The sequence below is a fragment of the Pseudomonas sp. PB105 genome (assembly GCF_009764655.1).
GTDB classification, from domain to species: domain Bacteria; phylum Pseudomonadota; class Gammaproteobacteria; order Pseudomonadales; family Pseudomonadaceae; genus Aquipseudomonas; species Aquipseudomonas cyclaminis.
Genome location: NZ_RWIO01000040.1, coordinates 21037 through 32819, shown reverse-complemented (window position 1 = coordinate 32819; position 11783 = coordinate 21037). Strand labels below are relative to the sequence as shown.

The window sequence follows — 11783 nt, the reverse complement described above, 5'->3', positions numbered from 1 at the left end:
TTGATGATAATCTCGACGCTCCCTCCCGCCTCGACCCGAATTCCCGATGCCTAGTGAACCCGTGTTGCTGTTGCGTCATCACCGCCCTTTCATCGCGTTCTGGCTGGCACGGATTTTCACCGCCAGCGGCTTCCAGATGCTCACCGTGGCCATCGGCTGGAACCTCTACCAACTGACCGGCAACGTGCTGGATCTGGGATTGGTCGGGCTGGTGGAGTTCGTGCCGCGCGTACTGTTCATGCTGCACACCGGGCACGTGGCCGACCGCTATGAGCGGCGCAAGGTCGCGGCGATCTGCCAGACCGTGCAGGCGCTGATTGCCCTGTCCCTCGCCATTGGTGGCCTGACCGGCAACGTGACCCGCGAGATGATTTTTATCCTCGCCTTCCTGCTCGGTGCGGCGCGTTCCTTTGAAATGCCGACCACCCAGGCGCTGCTGCCGAGCATCGTGCCCAGCGCGCTATTCCCCCGTGCGGTGGCGTCTTCACAGTCGGCCCAGCAACTGGCCACCATCGTCGCCCCGGCGCTCGGCGGTTTGCTCTATGCGTTCGGCAGTGTCTGGGTGTATGGGCCCACGGTGGTGCTGTACATCATCGCCTGCGTGCTGACCCTCAACCTGCCCGCCCGCCAGACCCCGCTGAACAAAGGCAAGGCCACCCTGGATTCGCTGCTGGCCGGCATCCGCTTTATCCGCAGCCGCCCGGACATCCTCGGCGCCATCTCCCTGGACCTGTTCGCCGTGCTGCTGGGCGGCGCCACGGCATTGTTGCCGGTGTTCGCCAAGGACATCCTGCTGACCGGCGCATGGGGCCTGGGCCTGTTGCGTTCGGCACCGGCGGTGGGCGCGTTGTTGATGTCGTTGTGGCTGGCGCGCTTTTCGGTGGACCGCAAGGTTGGCCGCGTGATGTTCACCGCCGTCGGCGTGTTCGGCGTCGCCACCATCGCGTTCGGCCTGTCCACCTCGTTCTGGTTTTCCCTGGCGGTGCTGGTGGTGCTGGGCGCGGCGGACATGATCAGCATGGTCATCCGCGCCTCCTTCGTGCAGTTGGAGACGCCGGATGAAATGCGCGGGCGGGTGAGTGCGGTCAACGGGTTGTTTATCGGCGCATCCAATCAATTGGGTGAGTTCGAGTCAGGGATCACCGCGCACTGGTTCGGCACCGTGCCTGCCGTTGTGATGGGCGGGATCGGTACGCTGGTGGTGACTGGGGTGTGGATCAAGCTGTTCCCGACGCTGGCCAATCGGGATCGGATGCATGTGCCGGTGGAAGAAAGCATCAAGCCCGCCACATGATCCGATGTGGCAATAAGGTCAATGTGGGAGGGGCAAGCCCCCTCCCACATGGGTTATGCGGTGTGTTTTAGAGCACCTTGTCCAGAGTGATCGGAAACTCCCGAACTCGCTTGCCGGTGGCGTGGTAAATCGCGTTCGCCACCGCCGCCGCCACCCCGACAATGCCGATCTCGCCAACGCCTTTGGAACCGAGGGCGTTGACGATCTCGTCGTGTTCTTCGACGAACACCACGTCAATCTCGCCGATATCGGCATTCACCGGGATGTGGTATTCGGCCAGGCTGTGGTTCATGTAGCGCCCCAGTTGATGGTCGATCTGGGTTTCTTCATGCAGGGCCATGCCGATCCCCCACACCACCCCACCGAGGATCTGGCTGCGCGCCATTTTCGGGTTGACCACACGCCCGGCGGCAATCGCGCTGACGACACGCCGAACTTTGATCGTGCCCAAGTCTTCGTCCACCTGGACCTCGACGAACACCGCCGAATGGGTCGCGGTGGCGTAACCCTCGCGTTTTTTGTCGGGCTCGCTGTCGACCTGAACCTCCAATGCGTCTTCGCTACTGTCCTTGACCAACTGCGCCAGCGACACACTTACGTCCCCCGTGTGCAGGTGACCGTCCTCAAAGCGCACGGACTCGGCGTCCTTGAATACCGGGTAGGTCTGGCGGGCGATGCTCAGCAGTCTGGCGGTCAGCGCTTCGCAGGCTTGTTGCACGGCAGTGCCCACTGAGGACACGGTAAACGAGCCGCCCTGCAGCGGCGCGGTAGGCAGTGAAGAGTCGCCGAGCAGAAAAACCACATCCTCGACCGCCACACCGCTGGCCTGGGCCGCGATCTGGGTCATCACCGTGTAGGTACCGGTGCCGATGTCGGTGGTGGCACTGCTGACCGTCAACTTGCCCTGCGCATCGATGCGCGCCTTGGCACTGGCCTTCATTTGCATGGCCTCCCACACGCCACCGGCCATGCCCCAGCCGATCAGTTGGCGGCCGTCGCGCATGCTGCGCGGCTCCGGGTTGCGCTGCTTCCAGCCAAAACGCTCCGCGCCTTCGTGATAGCACTCGCGCAGGGCTTTGCTCGACCAGGGCTTGTCTTCGTTCTGATTGCGTTCGGCGTAGTTGATCAAGCGCAATTGCACCGGGTCCATGCCCAGCGCGCAGGCCAGTTCATCCATCGCGCATTCCAGGCCGATCACGCCCAACGCGGCGCCCGGCGCGCGCATGTCCAGGGGCGTGAACACATCCAGCGGCACCAACTTGTAGGTCAACTGCACGTTGTCGCAGTGATAGAGCATGCCGCTCCATTCCACCACGTGTTCACTGAAGTCCTCGAAACGTGAGGTCTGGCCAATCGCGGTATGCCCCAGCGCCAGCAAGCGGCCATTGGCGGCGGCGCCCATCTGCAAGCGTTGCAGAGTGCGCGGGCGATAGCCGAAGGTGAACATCTGCTGGCGCGTCAGCGTAACCCGCACCGAGCGCTTGAGCGCCAGGGAAGCCATCACCGCCAAGGGCAGTTGGTATTGCGGGCGCAGGCCGGAGCCAAAGGCACCACCGACGAATGCAGCAAAGATACGCACCTGGCTTTTATCCAGGCCGAAGACTTTTTGCACATAGGCCTGGCAGTTCTGCGGCCCCTGGGTCTTGTCGTGGATATGCAGCGTGCCATCCGCCTGATACAGCACAGTGCTGGCGTGGGGTTCCATCGGGTTGTGGTGTTCGATGGGCGTGCTGTAGTGCAGATCGAGGCTGATGGCCGCGCCGGACCATTCGGCCTGGAAGTTGCCGCGAGGCTTGGGCGGGGTTTGCGGCGAGGGATGGGCCAGTTCCTGCTGGGCGAGCAGATCGGTCTCGAAGTCCTCGCGCGCGTATTCGATGTGCACCAGCGAGCCGGCGTGCCGCGCCAACTCCAGGTTATCGGCGATGACCAAGGCCAAGGGCTGACCGCTGTAGAGCACGCGGTCGTTATACAGCGGGCGAAATGGCGAGCCGTCCGCCGCATCAGCATCCGCGAAGGCATCGTCGTAACTGGCGATTTTCGGGCGGTTGAGGTGATGGATCACGTCCACCACGCCCGGCAGCGCTAAGGCCTTGGACGCGTCGATGCTGATAACCCGGCCCTTGGCGATAGTGCTGGACACCACGCTGCCATGCAGCAGGCCTTCCTCGGGAAACTCACCGGCGTACCGCGCCTGGCCCGTGACCTTGAGCAGACCGTCGACACGGTCCAGGGGTTTTCCGATAGCGGTCATGGCTGTTCTCCTGCGACGGCGGCGTCGCTGAGCGCACGGATAATTGCGCGGCGCGCCAGCTTGATTTTGAAGCCGTTGTGTTCCAGTGGCTCGGCGTCTTGCAGCAGCGCGTCGGCGGCGTTGCTGAAGGTTTCGCGGCTGACGGCCTGGCCGATCAGCGCGGTTTCTACCGCACGGTCACGCCAGGGTTTGTGGGCCACGCCGCCCAGGGCCAGACGCGCGTCGACGATGGTGTCGCCGTCCAATTCAAGGGCGGCGGCGACAGACACCAAGGCAAAGGCGTACGACGCACGATCGCGAATCTTCAGATAATGGCTGTGACGCGCCAGGTGGTCGGCGGGCAATTCAATCGCCGTGATCAGCTCATCGTCAGCCAGCAGGTTGTCGCGCTGCGGGGTATCGCCGGGCAACCGATGGAAATCCGCGAACTCGATGACGCGTGCGCCGCCACGGCCTTCGACATGCACCCGCGCTTGCAATGCGGCCAAGGCGACGCACATGTCCGACGGATGCGTGGCCACGCACTGCGCGCTGGCGCCGAGAATGGCGTGGATACGGTTCAGGCCGGTACGCGCCGGGCAGCCGCTGCCGGGTTCGCGTTTATTGCACGGCACCGTGGCGTCGTAGAAGTAGTAGCAACGGGTGCGTTGCAGCAGATTGCCACCGGTACTGGCCATGTTGCGCAACTGCGGCGAAGCGCCTGCGAGAATGGCTTGGGACAGCAGCGGGTAGCGCGCTTCGATCAGCGGGTGCCAGGCCAGGTCGGCGTTGCTCACCAGCGCGCCGATCAGCAGGCCGCCGTCGGCGGTTTCTTCAATCTCATGCAGCGGCAGGCCGGTGATATCGATCAGGTGCTCGGGGCGGCTGATGTTTTCTTTCATCAGGTCCAGCAGGTTGGTGCCACCCGCAATAAAGCGCGATGCGCCGCTGGCCAGGTGCACGGCCTCATGGACGTCGGCCGGTTTGCTGTAGTGGAAGGGGTTCATTGCTCACCTCCCAGGCCGTCTTTGATGGCATCGCGAATATGGGTATAGGCGCCGCAGCGACACAGGTTGCCGCTCATCAGCTCCTGGATCTGGGCGGTGTCGTGGGCACGGCCTTCATTGGCCAGGCCGACGGCGGAGCAGATCTGGCCGGGGGTGCAATAGCCGCACTGGAAAGCATCGTGTTTGATGAAGGCTTGCTGCATGGGGTGCAACTGGTCGCCGTTGGCCAGGCCTTCGATGGTGGTCAGTTCGGCACCGTCGCACATCACCGCCAGGGTCAGGCACGCGTTAATGCGTTTGCCATCGCGCAACACCGTGCAGGCGCCGCATTGGCCGTGGTCGCAGCCTTTTTTGCTGCCGACCAGGTCGAGTTGTTCGCGCAGCAGGTCCAGCAACGTAGTCCAGGGCAACACGTCCAGTTGGCGATCGTGACCATTCAAGGTCAAGCGTATGGAGTGGGCGACGAACGGTTGGGCCGCCGCGCCATTGGGGGTCGCGCTCATAAACACCTCACGGGTTGGTGTACATCCGCGGCGTTCAGGAAAGTCGCCGTCTCAGGGGTACGACTTCCCGGGGTTTTGAGCGTTCAAGCGGATTGATCAGCGGATATTGAGCAGGGTTTTCAGGGTATTGCGCGGGGGATTGATCGAGGAGTTGCTGTATTCGAACCAGCCTTGGGCCTCGACATTCAGGTCGAATACATAGATGTAGCCCATCAAGGTGCCCGCGCCATTGCAGGTCTCGCTGACGTTGCCGACCTGGCACACCGGCGTGCGCTGGCCATTGAGCACCGCGCCGTTGAACAGGCCGACAGGGTTGTTGCCCAGGCCCACTTCCATCACCGACACCTTGGTTGGCCCACGGTGCGCGCACATCTGCGTGGTGCTGGTGCGCTCCGGGATGGTTTCGGTGCACTTGGCCGACTCGACCTTGAATACGCGCACTTCGCTCAAGGCCGGTGCAGTCGCGCCCCACACCGGTGCCGCGCCCAGCCACAGGCCGAGACAAGGGATCAGAGCTAGACTCCACGCGGTGGCTTTTTTCATGCTGTCGATGACCCGGTATTGAACGTCGGCGCAGTATGCCTCAAGGCCATGCGCCATACAGCCTCGGCTGCTGGTATGATGCGCCGCTTTTTCCGATCCTCTCTGAAACCAAAGGCGCTTGGCGCAGTTTGTGCTTTGACTTAGAGGTCAACAAATCACGACGCAAGATAGCGTCACAGGGAGCAGGCATGCTGGAAAAGCTGTTTCAACTCAAGGCACACAACACGAACGTGCGCACCGAGATTCTCGCGGGCATCACGACATTCCTGGCCATGGCCTACATCCTGTTCGTGAACCCGAGCATCCTCGGCGAAACCGGCATGGACAAGGGCGCGGTGTTCGTCGCAACCTGCCTGGCGGCCGCCATCGGTTCGACCGTCATGGGCCTGATCGCCAACTACCCGATTGCGCTTGCGCCGGGCATGGGCCTCAACGCCTTCTTTACCTACACCGTCGTGCTGCACATGGGCCATACCTGGCAAGTGGCGCTGGGTGCGGTGTTTATTTCGGCGGTGCTGTTCTTCCTGCTGTCGATCTTCCGCATCCGCGAGTGGATCATCAACGCCATTCCCCTGCCCCTGCGCTCGGCGATTGCCGCCGGTATCGGCCTGTTCCTGGCGCTGATCGCGCTGCACAACGCCGGCATCGTAGTGAGCAACCCGGCGACCATGGTTGGCTTGGGTGACCTGAAACAACCGGCACCGATCCTCGCCACGCTGGGCTTCGTACTGATTGTTGCGCTGGAAGCCCTGGCCGTACGCGGCGCAGTGCTGATCGGCATCCTGGCAGTCACCATCGCCTCCATCGTGCTGGGTTTCACCCCGTTCATTGGCGTGACCTCGATGCCACCGTCCCTGGCCCCGACATTCCTGCAACTGGATATCAAAGGTGCGCTGGATATCGGCCTGGTCAGCGTGATCTTCGCCTTCCTGTTCGTGGACCTGTTCGATAACTCCGGCACCCTGATCGGCGTCGCCAAGCGCGCCGGCCTGATGGGCAAGGACGGCCACATGCCGAAAATGGGCCGCGCCCTGATCGCCGACAGCACGGCCGCCATGGCCGGCTCGCTGCTGGGTACCTCGACCACCACCAGCTACATCGAATCGGCCGCAGGCGTGAGCGCCGGTGGCCGTACCGGCTTGACCGCCATCGTGGTAGCGATCCTGTTCCTGCTGGCCTTGTTCTTCTCGCCACTGGCTGCGAGCGTTCCGGCCTACGCCACCGCGCCGGCGCTGCTGTTCGTAGCCGTACTGATGACCTCGGGCCTGGCGGAAATCGACTGGGATGACATTACCGTTGCAGCGCCGGTGGTCATCACCGCCCTGGCGATGCCCTTCACATACTCCATCGCCAACGGCATCGCCTTCGGCTTCATCGCCTGGACCGCCATCAAGCTGCTTTCGGGCCGCTACCGTGAGCTGAACCCAGCGCTGGTGATTCTGTCGATTCTGTTCGTGATCAAGCTGGGCTGGTTCAACGCATGACTTTTGACGCCGCAAGCTACACCGCTCAACTGCAAGACAAGGTCACGCGCTTGCGTGACCTGCTGGCGCCGTTCGACGCGCCCGAGCCGCAGGTCTTCGACTCACCGCTGCAGAACTTCCGCCTTCGGGCGGAGTTCCGCCTGTGGCGCGAAGGCGGGGATCGCCACTACGCAATGTTCTCCCAGGACGACAAGCGCACGCCGATCCTGATCGAAGAATTCCCGATTGCCAGCCAACGCATCAACCAGTTGATGCCGCAGCTCAAGGCCGCCTGGCAAGCCAGTGCCGCCCTGAGCCACAAGCTGTTCCAGGTGGAGTTCCTCACCACTCTGGCCGGCGATGCGATGATCACGCTGTGCTATCACCGCCCACTGGACGAGCACTGGCAAACGGCTGCGAACAAGCTGGCAACTGACCTGAACGTGAGCATCATCGGCCGCTCCAAGGGCAAGCGCGATGTGATCGGCCACGACTACGTGGTGGAAAAACTCGACGTGGGCGGGCGCACCTTCAGCTACCGCCAACCCGAAGGCGCCTTCACCCAGCCCAACGGCACAGTGAACCAGAAGATGCTCAATTGGGCATACGAAGCACTGGGCGATCGCCCGGATGACCTGCTGGAGCTGTACTGCGGCAACGGCAACTTCACCCTGCCGCTGGCCACCCGCGTACGCAAAGTGCTGGCCACCGAAATCAGCAAGACCTCGGTGAATGCAGCCCTGAGCAACCTCGATGAAAACGCGGTGGGTAACGTCACCCTGGTGCGCCTCTCTGCCGAAGAGCTCACCCAGGCACTGAACGAAGTGCGCCCGTTCCGTCGCCTGCACGGCATCGATCTGAAGAGCTACGAATTTGGCAGCGTCTTCGTCGACCCGCCCCGCGCCGGCATGGACCCGGACACCTGCGAACTGACCCGTCGCTTCGACAACATCCTGTACATCTCCTGCAACCCGGAGACACTCGCAGCGAATATCGCGCAACTGCATGACACGCACCGGATCACCCAATGTGCAATGTTTGACCAGTTCCCGTGGACGCACCATATGGAGTCCGGGGTGTTATTGACCCGGCGGTAATTCCACGTCCTCGGGTTCTTTCTTGCGCGGTCGGCCGCCCTTCTTGCCATTGGCTCGGGCGGCGGCGGATTTGGCAGCACTGCTTTTGCGACCGTTGCGGGACGCTACCAGGCTGGTGGCCAAGTCCATCAACGGCTTGCTTGTGGCAATCAGGCCAGTGATCGAGACATCCAGATCCCGGGCTTCACAGCAAAGCGCCTTGCCACCAAAGCCGACCTCCAACTGCTGAAAATCCTCCAAGCAAAATCCCTTGAACTCCGGCAGACCAGCCACAGGCAGCACGACGCGACTGCCGTCGCTGAAGCCAATGGAGATGCAGTTGTCTTCGTAACGCACATTGCTGGCGTTGGCGTGCAGACGCTTGAGCTTGCGCCCACGGGCGATTGCCTTGTCGACATCAGCTTCGGTGAGCGGTACATAAGGTACGACTTTGGCTTTTATGATTTTCATAAATTGATCCCCACGCAATCCGGTGCTCTTACCAGATTCAAGATTGTCCGTTGCTCGATTACGTCATGCCAGGCGTTTGCGATGACATAGACACCAGGCCGAATGATCAACCCAGGAAGCACTTCACCCGCGTCCCAGTCCCAGGAATGATTTTCCAGGCAGACCGTTTGCAGGTTTTCCCACCACATCCTGCGGGCCCGCGCCAAGTAATGCCGCTGCATCATTGCCTCGCGTATCTCGTTCAGAACCGCCGTGGGTGGCCGCCTCCGGTCAGGCTCAACATCCCACAACTCCACATCCCCATTCAGAAAACTGAAACGAAAGCGTGCATCCCAGCCCTTGCCCCTGACATGCACATGAGGCGGGCAATGCTCATCCCTGAGAAAGACCGAAATTACATATCCCTTGTAAGCCGCTACTCTCATCGTAACCCATCCGTTAGGTTATTTTCCGTCAGGTAACAGTTTTCCCAGTGGCACCCGACAACCGGCTCCCAACTTCCGGAGCTTTTTCACAGACTAGTGACGATAAAAAACCCGGCGAATGCCGGGTTGTAACCACTCATGCCGAGGGCTGGAAATACCCCGCCAACGCCCGCAAGTCCTGCTCGCTGAGTAACCCCGCGTAATACTTCAACTGAATCCTCGCCAGCAAATACGCATGCCGCGCATTCGCCAGGTCACGGCGGGCGGTGAACAGTTGTTGTTCGGCGTCGAGCACGTCGAGGTTGACGCGCTCGCCTCCACTGACGCTTTTCTTCGTCGCGGTGACCAATGCCGTGGCGGAGCTGACGGCCATTTCATAGGCGCGCACTTTCGCCGCGCCACTGGTGTTGAGGTTGAACTGTTTGCGCAACTCCACCAGGGTGGCCGAGGTTTGCGCGTCCAGTTCGTACTGGGCCTGGCTCAACTGATTGCCTGCCTGACGGGTAGACGCCGACACCGAACCACCGGCGAACAGCGGCAAGCTGACCTGGATGCCGACGCTGTTGGTGTCGTACTTCTGGTTGTAGCTGCTTTCCGAATCGGAGCTGGTCTGGCGGCTGCTGGCGTACAGGCTGACCTTGGGCAGGTGCCCGGCACGTTTGCGCTCCACTTCGTAGGCCGCCACGTCCAGCGCATGATGCTGGGATTTGAGCTCGGGGTTGTTGACCATGGCCATTTCCCGCCAGGTCTCGAAACGGTTCGGCTCCAGGGGCGGGATGTCGAATTGACGGGTCAGCGGCGCCAGCGCCTCGATCTGCAACGGTTGGCCGACGATGGCTTCCAGCTCACGCAGGGCACTGTCCTGGGCGTCCAGGGATTCGATTTCTTCGGCCTGGGCCAGGCTCAGGCGCGCCTGGGTTTCCAGCACATCGGTGCGCGTGCCTTCGCCACCTTTAAGCAGGCGGTCGTTGAGTTGCAGGCGTTCGGCAAATGCGCGCTTCTGGGCGCGGCTCAGTTCGATACGTTCCTGGGCCAGCAACGCCTGGCTGTAGGCGCTGAGTACCCGCACCGCCAGTTCCTGGCTCTTGCCGCGAAAGCGCTCATCCGCCATCAGCGCCTGGGCCGTGCCTTGGCGAAACCGCGCATAAGCTTCGTAATCCAGCAGTGGTTGTTGCAAGGTCAGGGTCGAAGCATAGCTGCGGTAGTCGCGGTCGCTGGTGACATCACCCGCCGTCACTTCAGATTCGTTGCGAGAGTTGTTGTAGCTCCACGACAGATTCGGCAGCAACGCCGCGCGGCCGATCACGCGATTTTCTTCACCGGCCTCACGCTCCTGAATGGCGGCCTGAAAGGTCGGGTCATTGCGCAAGGCCAGATCGTACGCATCCAGCAAACCCAGCGCCTGCGCCGCGGGTGTACAGCCCAAGCACAGGGTAAACAGCAGCGCCTTCATTCTTCCACCAGGGCCATATGGGTGCGGTCCAGCAAGGGTTTGAACAGGTAGTTGAGCATCGAGCGCTCACCGGTCTTGACGAAGGTTTCCACCGGCATGCCGGGGCGGATCTGTACGCCGTCGAGTTGTTGCATGCCCGCCGCACTGACCTGGGCACGCAATGTGTAGTAAGGCTCGTCCGTGCGCTCATCGACCTGGCGGTCGGCGGATACCAAGGTCACCTCGCCCGCCACCCGTGGCGTGGTGGCCTGATTGAAGGCCGAGAACAGCAACTCCACCGGCAAACCGGGGTGCACTTTGTCGACCATCTGCACCGGCACCCGTGCTTCCACCAGCAGCGGCTCGCCCTGGGGCACGATGTCCATCAGCGCCTGGCCGGGCTTGATCACACCACCTTCGGTGTACACGTCCAGCCCCACCACCACGCCGGATGCGGGTGCGCGTACCAGGCTGTTGGCCAGCTCGAATTCGGCCGAGGCCAGGCGATTGCGCAGGTCGTCGCTGCGGGTGCGGGTGTCGGCCAACTGGCCGCGCAGGTCTTTCTGGAAGTCTTCGCCGAGCTGGCGGATGCGCAGGCGCAGTTCAAGCACCTGGCGCTGCAATTGGCCGATGCGGCCGTAGTCTTCGGCGATGGTGCCGTCTACCTGGGCGTACAGGCGCTCGCTGTCGAGCAGGCGATTGCGCGGGATGTAGCCGTCGCGCGCCAGTTCGCGCAGGCCTTGCAGTTGCTCATTGAGCGCCGCCCGTTGCTGCAACTTGCTCGCCTGGGAATCGCGCGTGCCGCGCAACTGCGCTTCGGCCCCGGCGATGGTCTCGCGCAGGCCTTGCTGCTCGGTGGCCAGCGACTGGGCGCGGCTGTTGAACAGTTGCCGTTGCAGCTTGAGGGTGTCGGCCGCCTCCGGTTCGTTCAGCAGTTCAGGGCCGAAGGTGATCGCAGGCAACCCTTCGCTTTCCGCGCTCAACCGCGCTTCGCTGGCCAACGACGCCAGGTACTGGCTGCGCAGCGACTGCATCTGCCCGCGCAACGGGGTTTCCTTCAAGCGCAGCAACACTTGACCGGCGTTGACCACCTCACCGTCGCGCACTTCGATACGCTCGACGATGCCGCCGGTAGGGTGCTGCACGGTTTTGCGATGGCCCGAAACCATCACCTTGCCGGACACCGCCACACCCTTGTCCAGCGGCGCCAACGCCGCCCAGCCGACAAACCCGACAAATCCGCCGAGCACCAGCAGCCAACCCAGGCGCGAATATTGTTTGTCGTCCAGCGCCAGCACGTTATTGGGCGCTTCGCTGACCAACACCGGTTTACTCATGT

Annotated in this window: 11 protein-coding genes; 3 read left to right on the top strand and 8 right to left on the bottom strand. The window is 62.5% G+C overall.

Annotated elements, in window-relative coordinates:
* The first annotated feature begins 46 nt into the window (after nucleotides 1-46).
* Nucleotides 47-1294 carry an MFS transporter gene (locus EJD88_RS09805; RefSeq protein WP_112196804.1) on the top strand — a complete coding sequence of 416 codons (1248 nt, stop codon included), beginning with the start codon at nucleotides 47-49 and terminating at the stop codon, nucleotides 1292-1294.
* Between the two features lie 67 nt (nucleotides 1295-1361).
* Here the strand turns inward: EJD88_RS09805 and EJD88_RS09800 are convergent, their stop codons facing one another.
* The 4 genes from EJD88_RS09800 to EJD88_RS09785 form a co-directional block, all read right to left on the bottom strand.
* A complete protein-coding gene (locus tag EJD88_RS09800; protein ID WP_158877854.1) occupies nucleotides 1362-3545 on the bottom strand; it encodes a xanthine dehydrogenase family protein molybdopterin-binding subunit in 2184 nt (727 codons plus the stop codon).
* A complete protein-coding gene (locus EJD88_RS09795; RefSeq protein ID WP_099584734.1) occupies nucleotides 3542-4531 on the bottom strand; it encodes a xanthine dehydrogenase family protein subunit M in 990 nt (329 codons plus the stop codon). Before EJD88_RS09795 ends, EJD88_RS09800 begins: the two co-directional genes overlap by 4 nt.
* A complete protein-coding gene (locus EJD88_RS09790) occupies nucleotides 4528-5034 on the bottom strand; it encodes a (2Fe-2S)-binding protein (protein ID WP_112196806.1) in 507 nt (168 codons plus the stop codon). Before EJD88_RS09790 ends, EJD88_RS09795 begins: the two co-directional genes overlap by 4 nt.
* A 96-nt stretch (nucleotides 5035-5130) precedes the next feature.
* Nucleotides 5131-5577: a DUF4879 domain-containing protein gene (locus EJD88_RS09785; RefSeq protein WP_158877898.1), complete on the bottom strand. Its 447-nt coding sequence runs from the start codon at nucleotides 5575-5577 to the stop codon at nucleotides 5131-5133.
* 188 nt (nucleotides 5578-5765) lie between these two features.
* Here EJD88_RS09785 and EJD88_RS09780 point away from each other — a divergent pair, with 188 nt between their 5' ends.
* Both EJD88_RS09780 and trmA read left to right on the top strand, forming a co-directional pair.
* Nucleotides 5766-7061, top strand: a complete 1296-nt coding sequence (locus tag EJD88_RS09780) for an NCS2 family permease (protein WP_099584731.1) — start codon at nucleotides 5766-5768, stop codon at nucleotides 7059-7061.
* Nucleotides 7058-8137, top strand: a complete 1080-nt coding sequence (gene trmA, locus EJD88_RS09775; protein ID WP_099584730.1) for a tRNA (uridine(54)-C5)-methyltransferase TrmA — start codon at nucleotides 7058-7060, stop codon at nucleotides 8135-8137. The genes EJD88_RS09780 and trmA overlap by 4 nt, the downstream gene beginning before the upstream one ends.
* Here the strand turns inward: trmA and EJD88_RS09770 are convergent.
* The 4 genes from EJD88_RS09770 to EJD88_RS09755 all read right to left on the bottom strand — a co-directional run bounded on the left by EJD88_RS09770 (nucleotide 8120) and on the right by EJD88_RS09755 (nucleotide 11781).
* Nucleotides 8120-8587 carry a DUF2442 domain-containing protein gene (locus tag EJD88_RS09770; RefSeq protein WP_099584729.1) on the bottom strand — a complete coding sequence of 156 codons (468 nt, stop codon included), beginning with the start codon at nucleotides 8585-8587 and terminating at the stop codon, nucleotides 8120-8122. The genes trmA and EJD88_RS09770 overlap by 18 nt on opposite strands.
* Nucleotides 8584-9012: a DUF4160 domain-containing protein gene (locus tag EJD88_RS09765; protein ID WP_112196807.1), complete on the bottom strand. Its 429-nt coding sequence runs from the start codon at nucleotides 9010-9012 to the stop codon at nucleotides 8584-8586. Before EJD88_RS09765 ends, EJD88_RS09770 begins: the two co-directional genes overlap by 4 nt.
* 136 nt (nucleotides 9013-9148) lie before the next feature.
* Nucleotides 9149-10465, bottom strand: a complete 1317-nt coding sequence (locus EJD88_RS09760; RefSeq protein ID WP_112196808.1) for a TolC family outer membrane protein — start codon at nucleotides 10463-10465, stop codon at nucleotides 9149-9151.
* Nucleotides 10462-11781 (bottom strand): HlyD family type I secretion periplasmic adaptor subunit, encoded by a 1320-nt coding sequence (locus tag EJD88_RS09755; protein ID WP_371926553.1) that lies wholly within the window; start codon nucleotides 11779-11781, stop codon nucleotides 10462-10464. The genes EJD88_RS09760 and EJD88_RS09755 overlap by 4 nt, the downstream gene beginning before the upstream one ends.
* Nucleotides 11782-11783: the final 2 nt, after the last annotated feature.